At 59.2% G+C, this 18,199-nt stretch carries 13 protein-coding genes and 1 pseudogene; 12 read left to right on the top strand and 2 right to left on the bottom strand.

All coding sequences use genetic code 11. The features are described from left to right. Positions 1–3: 3 nt before the first annotated feature. Positions 4–198, bottom strand: coding sequence for a heavy-metal-associated domain-containing protein (locus ASC96_RS11615; RefSeq protein WP_060503209.1), 195 nt, complete (start codon positions 196–198; stop codon positions 4–6). A gap of 520 nt (positions 199–718) precedes the next feature. Between ASC96_RS11615 and ASC96_RS11610 the strand changes: the two genes are divergently transcribed. Continuing rightward, a complete protein-coding gene (locus ASC96_RS11610; RefSeq protein WP_060503208.1) occupies positions 719–1,399 on the top strand; it encodes a hydrolase in 681 nt (226 codons plus the stop codon). A gap of 91 nt (positions 1,400–1,490) precedes the next feature. Then, on the top strand, positions 1,491–3,185 hold the full coding sequence (locus ASC96_RS11605) for an amidohydrolase (protein WP_060503207.1): 1,695 nt from the start codon (positions 1,491–1,493) through the stop codon (positions 3,183–3,185). A 226-nt stretch (positions 3,186–3,411) separates the two neighbouring features. Here the strand turns inward: ASC96_RS11605 and ASC96_RS11600 are convergent, their stop codons facing one another. Beyond that, on the bottom strand, positions 3,412–4,830 hold the full coding sequence (locus ASC96_RS11600) for an XRE family transcriptional regulator (RefSeq protein ID WP_060503206.1): 1,419 nt from the start codon (positions 4,828–4,830) through the stop codon (positions 3,412–3,414). 125 nt (positions 4,831–4,955) lie between these two features. Here ASC96_RS11600 and ASC96_RS11595 point away from each other — a divergent pair, with 125 nt between their 5' ends. The 10 genes and pseudogenes from ASC96_RS11595 to nspC all read left to right on the top strand — a co-directional run bounded on the left by ASC96_RS11595 (position 4,956) and on the right by nspC (position 18,188). Next, positions 4,956–6,488: an acyl-CoA carboxylase subunit beta gene (locus ASC96_RS11595; protein ID WP_060503336.1), complete on the top strand. Its 1,533-nt coding sequence runs from the start codon at positions 4,956–4,958 to the stop codon at positions 6,486–6,488. Between the two features lie 75 nt (positions 6,489–6,563). Continuing rightward, positions 6,564–8,567: an acetyl/propionyl/methylcrotonyl-CoA carboxylase subunit alpha gene (locus ASC96_RS11590; protein WP_060503205.1), complete on the top strand. Its 2,004-nt coding sequence runs from the start codon at positions 6,564–6,566 to the stop codon at positions 8,565–8,567. 948 nt (positions 8,568–9,515) lie between these two features. Next, positions 9,516–11,657 (top strand): methylmalonyl-CoA mutase, encoded by a 2,142-nt coding sequence (scpA, locus tag ASC96_RS11585; RefSeq protein WP_060503204.1) that lies wholly within the window; start codon positions 9,516–9,518, stop codon positions 11,655–11,657. A gap of 65 nt (positions 11,658–11,722) precedes the next feature. After that, positions 11,723–11,914, top strand: a pseudogene (locus tag ASC96_RS11580) (acyl-CoA thioesterase); the annotation flags it as partial. Between the two features lie 1,011 nt (positions 11,915–12,925). Further along, positions 12,926–13,057, top strand: a complete 132-nt coding sequence (locus tag ASC96_RS34255) for a hypothetical protein (RefSeq protein ID WP_280140010.1) — start codon at positions 12,926–12,928, stop codon at positions 13,055–13,057. Positions 13,058–13,060: 3 nt separating this feature from the next. Beyond that, on the top strand, positions 13,061–13,483 hold the full coding sequence (gene rnk / locus ASC96_RS11575; RefSeq protein ID WP_060503203.1) for a nucleoside diphosphate kinase regulator: 423 nt from the start codon (positions 13,061–13,063) through the stop codon (positions 13,481–13,483). 222 nt (positions 13,484–13,705) lie between these two features. Further along, the gene (locus ASC96_RS11570; RefSeq protein ID WP_060503202.1) at positions 13,706–14,245 is read left to right on the top strand and encodes a hypothetical protein; all 540 of its coding nucleotides are present in this window, start codon (positions 13,706–13,708) and stop codon (positions 14,243–14,245) included. 222 nt (positions 14,246–14,467) lie between these two features. Continuing rightward, entirely contained in the window at positions 14,468–15,817 is a 1,350-nt protein-coding gene (gene gdhA / locus ASC96_RS11565; protein WP_060503201.1) for an NADP-specific glutamate dehydrogenase, read from the top strand. A 340-nt stretch (positions 15,818–16,157) separates the two neighbouring features. Further along, positions 16,158–17,000 (top strand): hypothetical protein, encoded by an 843-nt coding sequence (locus tag ASC96_RS11560; RefSeq protein WP_156397432.1) that lies wholly within the window; start codon positions 16,158–16,160, stop codon positions 16,998–17,000. 90 nt (positions 17,001–17,090) lie between these two features. Beyond that, the gene (nspC, locus tag ASC96_RS11555; protein ID WP_060503335.1) at positions 17,091–18,188 is read left to right on the top strand and encodes a carboxynorspermidine decarboxylase; all 1,098 of its coding nucleotides are present in this window, start codon (positions 17,091–17,093) and stop codon (positions 18,186–18,188) included. Positions 18,189–18,199 lie beyond the last annotated feature (11 nt).

The raw sequence follows: 18,199 nt of genomic DNA, 5'->3' as shown, positions 1-18,199 counted from the left end.
TGCTCAGTTCGCGGTTGCCGGATAGCCGGCATCTTCGAGAACCTTTTGAACAACCACCGTGCTCGCGGCCGTTTCGACCCGGACGGTTCGGGCCTCAGGATTGGTCTCGATCACCGCATTCGGGTCGACGGATTGGATCGCCTTGGTAACGGATTTGGCGCAACCGCCGCAGGTCATGTTTTCGATTATCAGTTCCATTGGAATTCTCCTTGCTTGGGTTTACGCCGCAGAAGATGGGGCTTCCAACCATGGGAAGGTCAAGGCATCCGAAATGAAAATCTGCTATCGGTCCTCACACGGTTGAAAGCCTTGTCTTCTGCGCCACCCGGATTTTTGGAGCGATGACAGGAAGCGGCGACCATCCGCGCCGGATGTCTCTCCCGGGCAGCGCCTGAGCATGATGGTCAGGCCGACGGGTCCCGATGGCCGCGCGAAGCAGTTTCACACCAGCTCTGGCCTTGGGGTGATCTCGAACCCCTCCTTTAGGACATCATCGAAAACCTGCACCGCTCTCTCGATCCACCATTGTCCTGAATTCAGGACAGTGATGCCCGATTTCGCCACCTACTGCCAAGGTCGATACCCGCGTACCTTTTCCTCAGCAGATTGCCAAACGGCAAATCCGCAAGACGCCTCGCCTTCGACCCATCCCATCTTTTGGGCTGGAGAGATCTCCGGTTCCGCTTCCAACCATGACTTCAAACAAGGAGACTTTGAAATGAGCACCCTAGCCAACTTCGACGGGCAGCGCCCGGTTATCGATGCCAATGACGCCGTCATGCTGCTGATCGACCACCAGAGCGGTCTTTTCCAGACCGTTGCCGACATGCCGATGCCGGTTCTGCGCAATCATGCGGCGGCACTTGCCAGGATGGCGACCTTGTCCAAGATGCCGGTGATCACCACGGCCTCCGTGCCGCAGGGACCCAACGGCCCGCTGATCCCGGAAATCCATGAAAATGCCCCGCATGCGCTTTACGTGGCCCGCAAGGGAGAGATCAATGCATGGGACAATCCGGACTTCGTCGCTGCCGTCAAGGCAACCGGCCGCAAGACCCTGATCATCGCTGGCACGATCACCAGCGTTTGCATGGCCTTCCCCGCGATCAGCGCCGCCTATGACGGGTACAAGGTGTTCGCCGTGGTAGATGCCTCCGGCACCTATTCGAAGATGGCGCAGGAGATCACGCTCGCCCGCGTCGTGCAGGCCGGTGTGGTGCCAATGGATACGGCGGCCGTCGCCTCCGAGCTGCAAAAGACCTGGCACCGCGACGATGCGCAGGAATGGGCTGGTATCTACACCAAGATCTTCCCGGCCTACCAGCTGCTGATCGAGAGCTATCTCAAGGCTCAAGACGTTGAAAAGAATCACGAACTGCTCGACTCGCAGCGCAGCTGATCGTCAAGGACAATGGCGGCGGGAACCCCGCCGCCCTTCGCCGCTGCCCTCGCCGCCAACCGGCGTTCGCCATTCAGGATATCCGAACATCATGAAACATTTGATTGAGAATACCATCCGCGCTTCGATCGGCTCGCTCCTGCTTGCCAGTCCCGCCTTTGCAAACGGACCGAATCTCATTCTCCACAACGCCGCCATCGTCACGATGGATCCTAACAAGCCGCAGGCAAGTGCCCTTGCGATTACGGGCGAACGCATCACCGCCATCGGTGACGAGGCAACTGTCAAGGCGCTGGGCACCGAACATACGCGCGTCATAGATCTTGAGGGAAAAACAATCATTCCCGGTCTCGTCGATACAGATATTCACGCCATCAGAGGTGGCCAGACCTACACATTCGAAACCTACTGGTATGACGAAACGAGCCTGACGGCGGCGCTGGAGACGCTTGGCGCAGCGGCGTCCGCACGTGCTCAAAATGAATGGGTCGCAGTCGTCGGCTCATGGCATCCCGAACAGTTCGAAGAAAAAAGAGCCCCGACCGTTGATGAGTTGACGCAAGCCGTCCCGGACCGTCCGGCCTATATCCAGTATCTCTATGATTACGCCCTTGTGAATGCCAAGGGTGTGGAAGCGTTGAAGCTTAACGATCAAGTCCCTGCCGTACCGCCGGGGATTACCGTCGAGCGTGGTCCCGCTGGCAAGGCGACAGGAAAGCTGCTCGGCCATATCGGATCCTACAACGCCCTCTTCGCTCACATTGCACCACAGGACGAGATGCGCAGGAAAGAGAGCCTGCAAGCATTCTTCACTGCACTTAACAGCGCCGGCGTGACCGGTTTCATCGACCCGTCTGCAGGGCCAGCCTCCAGTTACGACGCGCTCTTTGCCCTGGAGCGGGCGAACAAGCTCACCATCCGTGCCGGATATCGCATCCCGGCGATGTGGGCGGGTGCGGAAGCCCAATGGTTTCGCGATGTCGTGGCGTTTCGCCAGCCGCACTATGAGACCGGCCTGATCAGCTTTGTCGGCATCGGCGAATCCATCGTCGCCGCCATGAACGACGGTGTCCAGATGGGCCCTGGCTTTGCGCCCTCTGACAAAGCCAAGGAAGAGCTTCTGGCCGTCGCGCGGTTTGCTGCCGGACGGCATATTCCGCTGGAAATACATGCCTATACCGATGATGCGGCAAGCTCCATTCTCGAGGTTTTCGAGGAGGTCAACAAAACCCACCCGTTGCAGGACCTGCGTTGGTCGATTGCCCATTTAAACACAGGCTCCGAGCAAACATTGGAACGCATGAAGAGGCTCGGGCTTTCCTTCACCGTTCAGATGGGGCCCTACTTCGAAGGCCCGGCGATCCTTGAAGCCAACGGCGAAGATGTCGCCGCCAAATCACCGCCGACACGCGCTGCCCTTGACCGCAACATTCTCGTTGCCGGCGGTACGGACTCGACGCGGATCGGAGTTTTCGGAGTATGGCAGGCCATCGAGTATCACGTGACGGGACGGTCGCTCGGCGGGGCTATCCAGAAGCCGGCAAGCCAGCTTCTCTCCCGGGAAGAGGCCTTGCAGCTCTATACGAAGAATGCTGCATGGATCGGCTTTGCCGAACAGGATAGAGGCATGCTTGCAAAGGCCAAGCTTGCCGACCTCGTGGTGCTTGACAAGCCGTTCTTCAGCATCCCCGCCGATGAAATCGACTCTATCCGCTCGCTGTTGACCGTCGTCGGCGGCAAGGTCGTTTACGACCGGGTCTCTGGTTCGCCAGCGCTTGCGCAATAGGGTTCGGCGGTAATCGGTGATTGCGCCACTACGCGGCATGGCCGGCTCACTTGGCTGCATCCTCGATCGAACCGGCCCATCTACGACCGCCCGGGCCGGTGACGCATTCCGCATTCGCAGGACACTTTCAGGTGTTCAAACGTCCAGTGCGGGAAACAGACAGGAGCAAGCCTTCGCCACCAGAAAGTTACAGCTCGCCCACCTAAAAGCCGCCGGAGGACCAGCTTTAATTGTCGCCGATACTATAGGGAAGGACCGTGCGCACGTCGTGATCGACATGGAGTTTTCTCATGAGAGGTGGGACAGCGCGCTGAAAACACTGCGTCCTCTCGCAGATACGGCATGAAATCCCGATGGGATCAAAGCTCGAGCGATTTGAAAGATCAAGGTCGTCCGCATAAACGAAAGCAGAGGCGTAGGAGATTTCGCATCCAAACGCGATGGCGTATTGCGGCAATGAGCTATTGAAACCGCCCCCGCCCTTGGTGATCTGCGTCGCAAGACACAGATAGCGGACGCCGTCCGGCGTTTCCGCCAGTTGCCTGATGATACGGCCATGCGCCTCGAACGCTTGGTGGACATTCCACAACGGGCAGGCCGCCCCAAATCTGGCAAACTGGAGTTTTGTCGCGCTATGCCGCTTGGTAATGTTTCCCGCCCTGTCGACCCGCGCGAAGAAGACCGGGACGCCCTTCTCGCCCGGACGCTGTAATGTGCTGAGCCGGTGACAGACTTGCTCCAGACTCGCACCGAAACGCGACGCCAGAAGTTCGAGATCGTGGCGCAATTGGTTCGCAGCGGACTGGAACGCTCTGTAAGGCAACAGCAAGGCACCGGCAAAATAGTTGTGAAGGCCGATGCGACAGATGTCCGCCGCTTCCTTGGTCCGGAAGTTGCCGGTCTTAGCGACCTTGTCGACGGTTTCCGCGGCCTGCAGCTGCGCAATTTGCAGGGCCAGCTGGAAGTCGCGGCTAGTCGCCGGAATATATGCGTTGAGAGATAGAATCCGTGTCTTCGCATCAAAATAGCGCAGGATGTCCCGCCCAGGCTCGGCCCGGACGACTTTTACATTGTGCACCCTTTGAAGATAGTTGGTCAGGACCGCATGGCGGTCATCGTGCTCGAGCCCAAGCTCGCCTGCCAGCTCTTCCGCCTGCACATCCAGGTCATGAATGTAGTTGTCGACGAAATGAAAGAAGTCCCGGACCTCTTCGTATGGCGTCGCTTCCGCAGCGAGCGTCGATCGGCCCATGCTGTCATTGAGGCTCGCCAACTGCTCGCTGTTTCGCCGATACGCCTGGTGGGCCCGGACCAGGGCATGCGCCAGAGACGGGGCGTTCTGGGTGATGAGTTTAAGCTCCTGCAGATTTGGCGTATAGGATTCGAACAGGGGATCGGTCAGCGCTTCCGAAAGGGCCGACAACAACCGGTCCCCTTCGCCTGCCGAAAGTTCGCTCAAATCTATCTGAAACTTATCGACCAGGGCGACAAGCACAGCGGCCGAAACCGGCCTCTGATTGTTTTCGATCTGATTGAGATAGCTTGTTGAAATACCAATCCGGTCTGCAAATTGGCTCTGAGTGGCCTTGAGGCCTTCACGCAGGGACCGGATTTTCCGGCCGATAAAGAGCTTGCGCATCGCCATGTTTGCACTTTCGCAAATTTTAGTTTGCAAAATTCTATATTAAGCAATGCCGCCCGATCAACCATTTTCTCGAAAGGGCCAAACACGTATGAATGTTCATGTCGAAGCACGTGGATGGAGTGATAATGCGTTCAATACTTGACCAGCTTGGCGTTCGCCGCGCCGAGGCGCATCTTGGCGGCGGACAGAAGCGCATCGATGCGCAGCATGCCAAGGGCAAGCTGACGGCGCGCGAGCGCATCGAGGTGCTGCTCGACGAAGGCTCGTTTGAAGAATACGACATGTATGTCACCCACCGCGCCGTCGATTTCGGCATGGCCGAGCAGAAGGTGGCGGGCGATGGCGTCGTTACCGGCTGGGGCACGATCAACGGCCGCCAAACTTACGTCTTTTCCCAGGATTTCACCGTCCTTGGTGGCTCGCTGTCCGAGACCCACGCCCAGAAGATCTGCAAGATCATGGACATGGCGGTGCGCAACGGCGCGCCGGTGATTGGGCTGAACGATTCCGGCGGCGCCCGCATCCAGGAAGGCGTCGCCTCGCTTGCCGGTTATGCCGAAGTGTTCCGCCGCAATGCCGAAGCGTCCGGCGTCATCCCGCAGATTTCCGTCATCATGGGTCCCTGCGCCGGTGGTGCCGTTTATTCGCCGGCCATGACCGACTTCATCTTCATGGTGCGCGACTCATCCTACATGTTCGTCACCGGCCCGGATGTGGTGAAAACCGTCACCAACGAGATCGTCACCGCTGAAGAACTCGGCGGCGCCGGCACGCACACGAAAAAGTCCTCGGTCGCCGATGCGGCCTATGAAAACGATATCGAGACGCTGGAACAGGTCCGGCTGCTGTTTGATTTCCTGCCGCTGAACAACCGCGAAAAGCCGCCGGTCCGCCCCTTCCATGACGATCCGGCCCGCCTCGAAAACCGGCTGGATACGCTGATCCCGGACAGTTCGGCCAAGCCCTACGACATGAAGGAGCTCATTCACGCGATCGCCGACGAAGGCGATTTCTTCGAGCTTCAGGAGGCCTTTGCCAGGAACATCATCACCGGCTTCATCCGGCTGGAAGGCCAAACCGTCGGCGTCGTTGCCAACCAGCCGATGGTGCTGGCCGGGTGCCTGGATATCGACAGTTCGCGTAAAGCCGCCCGCTTCGTCCGCTTCTGCGATGCCTTCTCGATCCCGATCCTGACGCTGGTCGACGTGCCCGGTTTCCTGCCCGGCGTGGCGCAGGAATATGGCGGCGTCATCAAGCATGGCGCGAAGCTGCTGTTCGCCTATAGCCAGGCAACGGTGCCGATGGTGACCTTGATCACCCGCAAAGCCTATGGCGGCGCCTATGACGTCATGGCCTCGAAACATATCGGCGCCGACATCAACTATGCCTGGCCGACCGCCGAGATCGCCGTGATGGGCGCCAAGGGCGCGACCGAAATCCTCTACCGCTCCGAGCTTGGCGACGCCGACAAGATCGCCGCCCGGACGAAAGAATACGAGGAACGCTTCGCCAACCCCTTCGTCGCCGCCGAACGCGGCTTCATCGACGAAGTGATCATGCCCCACTCGTCGCGCCGCCGCATTGCCCGCGCCTTTGCTTCACTCAGGGGCAAACGCAAGGAACAACTATGGCGAAAACACGATACGATACCCCTATAGTGTTGGCGCAATCCATCCTCCAACCAAACCGGGGATGACGGAAACAAGAGCAAGATTGAATAGATCGAGAAGAAAATGATTTCGAAAATTCTCATTGCCAATCGCGGCGAGATTGCCTGCCGGGTGATCAAGACGGCGCGTAGGATGGGCATCAAGACAGTTGCGGTCTATTCGGACGCGGATGCCGGTGCGCTGCATGTCTCGATGGCCGACGAGGCCGTGCATATCGGGCCGTCGCCGTCGAACCAGTCCTATATCGTCATCGACAAGATCCTCGAGGCGATCAGGAAGACAGGCTCCGACGCGGTCCACCCCGGCTACGGTTTCCTCTCGGAGAACGCCGCCTTTGCACAGGCGCTGGAAAAGGCCGGCGTCGCCTTCGTCGGTCCGCCGGTTGGCGCCATCGAGGCGATGGGCGACAAGATCACGTCGAAGAAGTTGGCGGCTGAGGCCGGCGTTTCCACCGTACCCGGCCATATGGGCCTGATCGCCGATGCCGAAGAGGCGGTTAAGATTTCCGCCGCGATCGGTTATCCGGTGATGATCAAGGCATCGGCCGGCGGCGGCGGCAAGGGCATGCGGATCGCCTGGAACGATGCAGAAGCCCGCGAAGGATTCCAGTCCTCGAAGAACGAGGCGAAGGCATCGTTCGGCGACGACCGCATCTTCATCGAAAAGTTCGTCACCCAGCCGCGTCATATCGAAATCCAGGTGCTCGGCGACAAGCATGGCACCGTGCTTTACCTCGGCGAGCGCGAATGCTCGATCCAACGGCGAAACCAGAAGGTTATCGAGGAAGCCCCGTCACCGTTCCTCGACGCGGCCACGCGCCGCGCCATGGGCGAGCAAGCCGTGGCATTGTCCAAGGCGGTCGGCTATCATTCGGCCGGAACCGTCGAGTTCATCGTCGATGGCGACCGCAACTTCTACTTCCTCGAAATGAACACCCGCCTGCAGGTCGAGCATCCCGTCACCGAACTGATCACCGGCATCGATCTGGTCGAGCAGATGATCCGTGTCGCCTCCGGCGAAAAGCTGTCCTTGGGCCAGGATGATATCAGGCTCAACGGCTGGGCGATCGAAAGCCGGCTTTACGCGGAAGACCCTTACCGCAACTTCCTGCCGTCGATCGGCCGCCTCTCCCGCTACCGGCCGCCGGCTGAAGGCATGGCGGCCGATGGCACCGTTGTGCGTAACGATACCGGCGTCTTCGAAGGCGGCGAGATCTCGATGTATTACGACCCGATGGTCGCCAAGCTCTGCACCTGGGCTCCTGATCGCCTGACCGCCATTGACGCGATGAGCGCCGCACTCGACAATTTCGAGGTCGAGGGCATCGGCCATAACCTGCCGTTCCTCTCGGCCGTCATGCAGCACGAACGGTTCCGCTCCGGCAAGATTACCACCGCCTTCATTGCCGAGGAATTTCCGGACGGCTTCCATGGTGTCGAGCCGGATGTGGCGTCCGCGCAGAAACTGGCCGCCGTCGCGACGCTGGTGCATCAGGCCGTGCAGGATCGCGCCGTGCAGATTTCCGGCACCATCGGCAATCACCGCCGGGTGATCGGCAAGGACTGGGCCGTCACGTTTGCCGGGCAGGAGCATACTGTGACGCTCGATGCGTCCGCCGATGGCGCTTACGCCCGGCTGGCCGATGGCAGCTCCCTCACCGCTGCCGGTGACTGGACGCCCGGCCGCAGCCACGCCAATTTCAATATCGATGGCACCGTGATGGGCGTGAAGATTGATCTTGTTGGCACCGGCATTCGTCTGCGCTGGCGCGGCATCGATATCACCGCTCATGTGCGCAGCCCGCGTGTTGCCGGGCTGGCGCGGCTGATGCCGAAGAAGCTGCCGCCGGATACATCGAAAATGCTGCTCTGCCCGATGCCCGGCGTTATCACTGCCGTCACGGTTGTTGCGGGCGAGACCGTGGAAGCCGGCCAGGCGCTGGCAACGGTCGAAGCCATGAAGATGGAGAATATCCTGCGCGCCGAGCGGCGGGGTATCGTCAAGCGTGTGGCCGTTTCGGCAGGCGCCAGTCTCGCCGTTGACGAGCTGATCATGGAGTTCGAATAATGGCCGCGCCGGCAATATGCGTTGCTGGGTCGAAGGCGGCGGCATGCTCCCTCTTCTCCCCAAACGGGGAGAAGGTGGCCCGAAGGGCCGGATGAGGGGGAGCCACAAACTCCGAACCTACCCTGCCGCCCCTGAATTATGTTGGCGGCCGGGCATATAAATTCCCGTCACCGTGAACGAAAACAACGGCTTAGAGAAATCGAATGGTCTTTCATCCCCGCCAAGAGCCTCCGTGTCATCCTGTGTCCATCCCGCCATCGGATACGCTGCCAGGCGTGGCAGTCAGGCGGGACCGGCGCCTGATGCAAGGGGATGACGCAAATCCTGGCATCGGGGGTCTGCGGAAAATGGTCTCCCTCCGGCGACACGGGAGAAGCGGACAGGTTACGGATCGACCCTCCTGCTTCCGATGCCCGAAAGAGCGCGCCGGGCGTGCCTGCGCGGCACACAGGGTGGCAAACGGAATGGTTTCGCCGGATGCATCAAAAGTCCGTCTGATTTCTCTTCTATGTCTCGGATTTAACCCGAGGACGAGGACATCGGAGGCACCGGCGGCGGCCGGGTGGAGCGTTGCCGATAAATTGGTTCGGCCGGGCTCTATCGGGTCACACGAACACCATTCCAGCGAGCCACCTCAGAGAGACCCAAGTCGCAGGCATAAACCGCTGAACGGGGTGCTGAAAGGTGCCATCTCTTCTACTCTCTCGCGGCAGCTTCCAGCGCCCCGTCCGAGTGTCGTTGCAGCAGCCCCACGGCGCGGATCGCGCGCGTGGCTAACGGCAGTTGAGGCAAGCTTCTACCTCCCCCTTGAGGGGGGAGGCCGCCGCAAAGCGGCGGGTGGGGGTGATGGTCAGGGACGTTTGAAGCGTCACCCCACCCCGGCACTGCGTGCCGCCCCTCCCCCTCAAGGGGAGGGTGTACGTTCGATCGATGCAAGGAGACTTTCCCATGTCCGATAACAAAACTCTCGCCGACTGGGCAGCCCTTGCCGAACGCGAGCTCAAAGCCTCGCCCGACAGCCTTACCTGGCAGACGCCCGAAGGCATCGCGGTCAAGCCGCTCTATACCGAGGCTGATCTGGAAGCCGCCGGTCATCTCGGTTCGCTGCCCGGCCTTGCGCCGTTCACCCGCGGCCCGCGCGCCACCATGTATGCGGGGCGCCCCTGGACGATCCGGCAATATGCCGGCTTCTCCACCGCCGAAGCCTCGAACGCGTTCTACCGCAAGGCGCTGGCGAGCGGCCAACAAGGTGTCTCCGTCGCCTTCGATCTCGCCACCCATCGTGGTTACGATTCCGACCATCCACGTGTCGTCGGCGATGTCGGCAAGGCCGGCGTGGCGATCGATTCCGTCGAGGACATGAAGATCCTGTTCGACGGTATTCCGCTGGAAAAGATCTCGGTGTCGATGACCATGAATGGCGCCGTCATCCCGATCCTGGCCTCGTTCATCGTTGCCGGCGAAGAACAGGGCGTACCGCGCGCGCAGCTGTCCGGCACGATCCAGAACGACATCCTCAAGGAGTTCATGGTCCGTAACACCTATATCTATCCGCCGGAACCCTCGATGCGGATCGTTGCCGATATCATCGACTACACGGCCCGCGAAATGCCGAAGTTCAACTCCATCTCGATCTCCGGCTATCACATGCAGGAGGCAGGGGCGACGCTGGTGCAGGAGTTGGCCTTCACGCTCGCCGACGGCCGCGAATATGTCCGCGCCGCCATCGCCAAGGGATTGAGCGTCGACGAATTCGCCGGCCGCCTGTCTTTCTTCTTTGCCATCGGCATGAATTTCTTCATGGAAGCCGCGAAGCTCCGCGCCGCCCGCCTGCTCTGGACCCGCATCATGGAAGGCTTCCATCCGAAGAAGCAGTCCTCGCTGATGCTGCGAACCCATTGCCAGACATCCGGCGTGTCGTTGCAGGAGCAGGATCCCTACAACAACATCATCCGCACCGCCTTTGAGGCGATGTCGGCGGTGCTCGGCGGCACCCAGTCGCTGCACACCAATTCGTTCGACGAGGCGATCGCGCTGCCGACGGAATTCTCCTCGCGCATTGCCCGCAACACCCAGTTGATCCTCCAGCACGAGACCGGCGTCACCAAGGTCGTCGATCCCCTGGCCGGCTCCTATTATGTCGAGAGCCTGACCGCCGAGTTGGCCGATAAGGCCTGGGCATTGATGGAAGAGGTGGAAGCACTCGGCGGCATGACAAAAGCCGTCGCCGATGGCCTGCCCAAGCGGCTGATCGAGGAAGCCGCCACCCGGCGCCAGGCCGCCGTCGACAAGGGCGAAGAGGTGATCGTCGGGGTCAACAAATACCGGCTGGAGGCCGAGGACGACCTCGACATTCTCGACATCGACAATGCCGCCGTTCGCACCGCCCAGATCGGCCGCATCGAGGAAACGCGCAGACGGCGCGATACGGCTGAAGTAAATGCGGCGCTTGCGGCGCTGACGGCCGTTGCTCGCACCAGCGAAGGTAATATTCTCGAAGCCGCCGTCACGGCCGCCCGCGCCCGCGCCACCGTCGGCGAAATCTCCGATGCGATGCGTGCCGTGTTCGGCGATCACAGCGCCGTGCCGAACGTGGTCAGCGATATCTACGGCAATGCCTACAAGGACGAGCCGGAACTGGCGACGCTGTCTGCCCGGCTTTCCGGCTTCTCCAAATCGACCGGCCGCAAGCCGAAAATCATGGTGGCCAAGCTCGGCCAGGACGGCCATGACCGTGGCGCCAAGATCATCGCCTCGGCGTTTGGCGATATCGGTTTCGAGGTGCTCGCTGGTCCCTTGTTCCAGACGCCGGAGGAAGCGGCCGATATGGCAGTCGCGGCAAGGGTGCATGTCGTCGGCATGTCGTCGCTCGCCGCCGGCCACAAGACACTGGCGCCGCAACTGATCGAAGCGCTGAAGGCCAAGGGTGCGGCGGATATCGTCGTCGTCGTCGGCGGCGTCGTGCCCCGCCAGGATTACCAGTTCCTGCTCGACCACGGCGTCGCCGCCGTTTTTGGCCCGGGAACAAACGTCATGGAAGCCGGCCGCGCTGTCATCGACTTGCTCGAAGGCAAATTGCGCAACGCCTGAGGCGACCCGCAGAAAAAGCCAATACGAACCGCTTCCTTTCATCGTGACGATCGGAGAACGAACACGTGCCGCCATCGACAAGACCGAACGGGGAACTGACCCTGCGCACATTAGCCATGCCGGGTGATGCCAATGCGGCTGGCGACATTTTCGGCGGATGGGTTATGGCTCAGACGGACTTGTCCTGTGGCATAAGGGCGGCCGAGCGTGTCTGGGGCCGTGTGGTAACGGCGGCGGCCAAGCAAATGGCTTTCTCGAATCTCACCAATATCGGCATCAAATTTGCCAATCCGCAAACTCACGATGACTTTACAAATGAAAGAAGAGCTGACAAGCGCGTTGTTCTCTGGATTGCGGATGTGATCAGGCGCATGGTTTTCCAGCTTCACATCACCGTTTAAGCGTATGGAGGAATAGAGCCTCACGCGCCTTCTTATCCATGGAGGTTAGGACGTATAGCGCCGGCTGTCGAAGTCTTCGACCACTTTGGCGCTCCAGCGCAGCGCTGCCGGCTTACGAACGTCGGTGTCCTTTGATGGCGGCCAATTTCCGCAACGCTCCTATTACGGGAAGTGAGAAAGCACGTTTGGCCATCGTTGACCTGTTTGTGTGTAGACGGCTGGTTGCCGCGAACCTTAAGCACGCCAAGACGGCGAAGAGATAGACGCGACTGAGGCAGAACGGAACTCCTGTTCAGTACTAAATGTCTGCACAATTCTCCGCCCGATTAAGAATGGCCGATTTTCTCGAACAGGAAAAAACGGCTCACCGGAAGGTTCTAGATATGGACGTTCTCGATGTTACGAGCAGCCCTTTGCGCTCCAGGGCCGGGGGATTGGCATCGCGCAAAGCGAGGTCCACCGCCTCCAAGTTCCGGCCGGCATGCCCAGTTCTGGTAGCGACACTTCCAGAACCGCCGCCCGAAGCAGATCCGTGAAAGTAATTGATGCATCCCGAACGCCCAAAATGCGTGAGAGATCGTCAGACAAATCTTTGTCCGTTTGGGTCAAATCGTGGACTTTATCCAACGGCGATCGGCAGCACCGTTCTCCGAATGGGGAGTGTGACATTCGATGTGTTCCATCGATTAGCAACAATGAAGTGAACCCGGCGAGTTCTGCCTCACTTGACAATCCGCCGAAATAAGCCAACCTGTCGCGATGAAACCGACGCACGCCCATATGTTGCTCATCCTTTCCCATCGGGGTTGCCCGATCGCAGGACTGTAGCCCCCGGCCCGGCCTGAACGCCCCGAGCGCGGGGGCGGCGTGACCATCAAAAACTCCACAAATCTATTGTTCCAGACCGGGTTCGAACGGCTGGGCGCAAATCATTCAGGCAATCCGCTGGTGCGCGATGCGTTAACCGTGCGGCTGCTCAGGGTGGTGTCAGGAACCTAAAAAATGACAACCAATGAATTCAATCCTCGTCAGAACAAACCGGTGATCGTCGTTAGCGACGTCGATGAGGCACGATTGAGTGGCCTTGCGGCCACCGTAGCCAACCGGATGCCGGATCTCTCGGACGACCTGCTCACCGAATTGGAGAGAGCAAGGGTCATCCCGCATCATTCGATGCCGGAAAAAGTTGTTCGCATGGGCTCAACCCTGGAATACGCCGCTGACGACAACCAAAGGCGACAGGTGACCTTGGTTTATCCGGGTGATGCCGACATTGCCCAGGGTAAAATCTCAATTCTCACTCCGATCGGGACTGCCTTGATCGGACTGTCGGAAGGACAATCAATTGATTGGGCGGCCCGTGATGGGCGACGCCATCGCCTGACCGTGATCACCGTCTCCAACGTGGTCGAGGCGACAACCTAGCAAGGCAGTCTCACCATGGCTGCACAGTCCCACATCCGGCACTGGCGGATGAGATCGATGACAGGTTCGAGCGACCACGACCGCGGCGCTTTCCGACCGAGTGGGTGCCTTATCGCAGGGGCCTGACCCCTGGCTCAAAAATGGGCCAGGGGAGACATTCACCATGTCTGATCAACGTTTGGCGCGGGTGCCATCTTGGCTCGATTCCGCGGGAGATTTCCCATGTCCAGAGAGTATTTTTCCCAATTGACCACAAAAGACGTTTTTATCTTGACGACAATTCTGGAGCGATACGACAATCAAGCAGATGCTTTCGCGACGCTTCTTCGCGAGAAACTCAACCACGCGACGGTCTATTTCCGCGACGATATTCCCGGCGATGTCGTGACATTGAACAGCCGCGTCACCTATCGGCTAAACGGGCAAATTAAAGGCCCCCATCTGGTGGTCCAATGCCAAGGCGAGGACTTGCCGGACTATGCCCTGTCGATCCATACCCTCTGCGGGCTCAGCCTTCTGGGCCTGGCAGAGGGGGAGAAGACCGCGATCGAAGACAATGGCAAACGGCAAACCATCTTTATTGAGGCGGTAGAGTTTCAACCTGAGGCAAACTTAAGGCTGCGCGAGCAGGACGCTGCTTTCTCCCGCACCCAGCGCCAGGCCGTTGATCCATCGCCGCAGGTGCTGAAGTTTCAACCGAAGCAAAAACCCGCAATTGCGCGGCGCCCAGACGACGACGACCCGGGTCCGTTTGCGGCCTGAATGCGGACGCCGCCCCTCCCCGTTGAGCGGGCGGCGAACCGTGAGGGCGAGCTTCACGCAGCCTGACAGATAGGCAATTGGCCTTCCCAAGATGAACGCCGGCCTCGGTTTTGTGCATTTGCACTGCCTCTGGGCACATTTCTCTGGAGTTGCTCAAAACATACGCTATCAACGCTAGGTCGCTCACTTTTTGGGCATCCTTGACGTTATTGGAGAAAATGATTGGTCCGCGTAGACGAAAAACTTGAGCCGATTCTCAACGAGGTTATCCGCCGCAACGCCGGTGAACTCGAATTTCATCAGGCAGTCCGCGAAGTGCTGGAAAGCCTGGGCCGCGTGGTGGCCAAACATCCCAAATACATGGACAATGCGCTGATCGAGCGGATTTGCGAGCCCGAGCGCCAAATCATCTTTCGCGTCCCATGGGTTGATGACAAAGGTCAGGTGCAGATCAATCGCGGTTTTCGCGTCCAGTTCAACTCCGCGTTAGGTCCCTACAAGGGCGGCATACGGTTCCACCCGTCGGTCAATGTCGGAATCATCAAGTTTCTCGGTTTCGAACAGACCTTCAAGAATGCGCTCACCGGCATGCCGATCGGTGGCGGCAAAGGTGGTTCCGATTTCAATCCCCGTGGCCGTTCAGACGGCGAGATCATGCGGTTTTGCCAGTCGTTCATGACCGAACTTTATCGCCATATCGGTGAATATACGGACGTTCCAGCTGGTGATATCGGCGTCGGTGGACGTGAAATCGGCTACATGTTCGGCCAGTACAAGCGCCTGACCAACCGGTACGAAGCCGGCGTGCTCACCGGCAAGGCTCTGTTTTATGGCGGCTCGCGCGCTCGCAAGGAAGCGACGGGTTACGGCGCCACGTATTTCGTCGAAAGAATGCTGGCAACAAAGGGCCACGCTTTCGAAGGCAAGCGGGCGGTCGTTTCCGGGTCCGGCAACGTGGCTATCTACACCATGGAAAAAATCATGGAATTCGGCGGCAAGATCATGGCCTGCTCGGATTCGGGCGGATACATCGTTGACGAGAATGGTCTGGACCTTGAACTGATCAAGGAGATAAAGGAGACCCGCCGGGCGCGTATATCCGAGTATGCGCGATTGAAGGGCACCGGTACTCATTATATCGAGAATGGCTCCATCTGGGATGTGCCTTGCGACATCGCCATGCCCTCTGCAACGCAGAACGAGCTGACCGGCAAGGACGCAAAGACACTGGTGAAGAATGGCGTTATCGCCGTCGGCGAAGGCGCCAATATGCCATCGACACCGGACGCCGTGCGCATCTTCCAGGAGGCCGGGGTGTTGTTTGCGCCGGGCAAGGCCGCAAATGCCGGTGGCGTTGCGACTTCCGCACTGGAAATGCAGCAGAATGCCTCGCGCGACAGCTGGACATTCGAGCAGACCGAGAAACGCCTGGCGACCATCATGCGTGACATCCATGACCGATGCGCGGAAACCGCCACGGAATATGGTGCCGCAGGCGATTATGTGCTCGGCGCCAACATCGCTGGATTTGTCCGAGTTGCCGAAGCGATGGACGCACTCGGCGTGATTTGACGAACGTTTTTGGGTGACTTTCCGTTCGCGAGAACCATCGTCACCCAAAAACATCGACCGAACATCAGGGATGTTAAACGCCAAAATTCCTGGCGCGGGCTCCCATGAAACGAAACTTGACTTCCTGGCTTCGGCATCTACGATAAGGCCATGATGCCACTCAACCATCATCCGAGACGGGAGCCTCTACGTCTCAAAGCGGGAATTTAGCCCGGACGGGGTAGCCTCGTTCGGGTATCGCTTTTTCGTATCGCATGCTCCGGCATGTTGACCACATGAGTGCGGCTGATTGGAATGTCGTTCTGACATCACAGCCGATTGAAGGCAAAGAAGCCCGAAATTGCAGGTTCACATGGGATGCTCTCACGAAGGTGCTAGCTGGCACGCTGGCGTGCTCAGCCAATCGCAAATTTCCGAAGCTTTGGAGGAAGACGTTGAGACGCTGAGCGAGCTCCTGGCATATCCGGCTTTCAACCAGTTCGCCCGCCAGGAACACGAAGGCAGCACCCGTTGCCTTACCCTTTCCGCCGCAATGAGAGCAAATCTTGCGATCGCTCATGCGCTTTGGAGACAGGCGAAACTATCGAGCGACGTCGCTGCCCAGGTCGTGTCCAGCTGCCCGCAAATTGGCGCCTCTGTCGCAGCGATCACCGATTTCGAGCACAATCAAAGTCCTGGGCTTGCTTCGCATTATCATGAGAGACCTGATCCCTTCCGGCTTTTCGATCCCGTTGCCGACGAGATGTTGCCCTTGCAGGTGACGGATGAGTATCTGGACCTTGTCGATGACCGGTTTCTTTTGTGGCGCAGGCCTGAAGTCGAGCCGGTGGTGACTGCGGCAAATCTCCACGCGCGTTCACGACGAGTTGCCAGCGACCCGCATGACTGTGTTGCCCGTCAAGAACTCCTGCAGCAATTGGCGGGACTAAATCGATCTGTATGTCACGATCGCGTCTGGCTTGGACGGGTTGCCGACGGGACTTTTCTGCCACAAGCGCACGACAACGGTAAAGATGATCGCTTACCGAGCTCTGTTTTCGAAAGGCCCTCTTCCGCGGCCTCGACACTGGAGATGAATTACAGGACCAAGATATCTGTCAATATCTCCCTGGCTGCACGCATCATGAAACGGCGAGCGCTTGGACTCAGGGTGCGCAGTGCGAATGCGCCGCGGCCCTGGTGATTTTCCTCAATATGCTTCGAAACCAGGGCATCACAACTCGGCCCCGTGTTTTCGTTCCCCTGCCCTTTTGACCTCAAAGCCGGAATGCCCATGATTAAAACACCATACTATCTGATCGACGCCTCAAAGCTCATCCGCAATCTGGAGAAGATTGCCTATGTAAGAGAACAATCCGGCGCCAAGGCACTGTTGGCGCTAAAGTGCTTTGCGACGTGGTCGGCCTTCGACGTTATGTCCGGCTACATGGATGGAACGACCTCGTCGTCCCTGTTCGAGACCCGCCTCGGTCACGAGCAGTTCGGTGGAGAGACACATGCCTACAGTGTCGCCTATGACGACAACGAGATAGACGACGTCATCGCGCATGCCGACAAGATCATCTTCAACTCGATCTCCCAGCTTGACCGTTATGCCGCAAAGGCGACCGGCATACCCCGCGGCCTGCGTCTCAATCCGCAGGTCAGTTCGTCCAGCTTCGATCTTGCAGACCCAGCCCGGCCGTTCAGCCGGCTGGGCGAATGGGATACCGGCAAGGTCGAGACGGTCATGGACAAGATCAGCGGGTTCATGATCCACAACAACTGCGAAAACAAGGATTTTGCGCTGTTCGACAGTTTGCTGGCGCAGATCGAAGAGAAGTTCGGCTCGCTGCTCGGCCGCGTCGATTGGGTCAGCCTTGGCGGCGGCATCCATTTTACCGGAGACGATTACCCGATCGATGCCTTCTGCGCCCGCCTGAAGGCATTTTCGGACCGCCACGGCGTGCAGGTCTATCTGGAGCCCGGCGAAGCCTCGATCACCGGCAGCACGACGCTCGAGGTGACCGTGCTCGATACGCTTTACAACGGCAAGCATCTCGCAATCGTCGACAGCTCGATCGAGGCGCATATGCTCGATCTGCTGATCTATCGTGAAAGCGCCAAGGTCTCGCCGAATGAAGGCCCGCACAGCTACCTGATCTGCGGCAAGTCGTGCCTTGCCGGTGATATTTTCGGCGAATTCCGCTTTCCGGCCGAATTGAAGGTTGGTGATCGCATCTCCTTCCAGGATGCCGCCGGTTACACCATGGTCAAGAAAAACTGGTTCAACGGCGTCAAAATGCCGGCGATCGCCATCAAGGACCTCGACGGAAACGTCAGGACGGTCCGCGAATTCACTTACGCGGACTACAAGCAAAGCCTCTCCTGAGGCCATTCAAC

Source organism: Rhizobium sp. Root1204, from assembly GCF_001424965.1.
Taxonomy (GTDB): domain Bacteria; phylum Pseudomonadota; class Alphaproteobacteria; order Rhizobiales; family Rhizobiaceae; genus Pararhizobium.
Note: the sequence above shows the minus strand (reverse complement) of the source record. Positions and strands in the feature narration are given on the sequence as shown.

Bases quoted from the DNA above. Each gene is read 5' to 3' on its own strand.
- ASC96_RS11595 (WP_060503336.1), top strand. From the start codon at position 4,956: ATGCGTTCAATACTTGACCAGCTTGGCGTTCGCCGCGCCGAGGCGCAT.
- ASC96_RS11600 (WP_060503206.1), bottom strand. From the start codon at position 4,830: ATGGCGATGCGCAAGCTCTTTATCGGCCGGAAAATCCGGTCCCTGCGT.
- rnk (WP_060503203.1), top strand. From the start codon at position 13,061: ATGACAACCAATGAATTCAATCCTCGTCAGAACAAACCGGTGATCGTC.
- ASC96_RS11615 (WP_060503209.1), bottom strand. From the start codon at position 198: ATGGAACTGATAATCGAAAACATGACCTGCGGCGGTTGCGCCAAATCC.
- ASC96_RS11570 (WP_060503202.1), top strand. From the start codon at position 13,706: ATGTCCAGAGAGTATTTTTCCCAATTGACCACAAAAGACGTTTTTATC.
- ASC96_RS11610 (WP_060503208.1), top strand. From the start codon at position 719: ATGAGCACCCTAGCCAACTTCGACGGGCAGCGCCCGGTTATCGATGCC.
- scpA (WP_060503204.1), top strand. From the start codon at position 9,516: ATGTCCGATAACAAAACTCTCGCCGACTGGGCAGCCCTTGCCGAACGC.
- nspC (WP_060503335.1), top strand. From the start codon at position 17,091: ATGATTAAAACACCATACTATCTGATCGACGCCTCAAAGCTCATCCGC.
- ASC96_RS11605 (WP_060503207.1), top strand. From the start codon at position 1,491: ATGAAACATTTGATTGAGAATACCATCCGCGCTTCGATCGGCTCGCTC.
- ASC96_RS11590 (WP_060503205.1), top strand. From the start codon at position 6,564: ATGATTTCGAAAATTCTCATTGCCAATCGCGGCGAGATTGCCTGCCGG.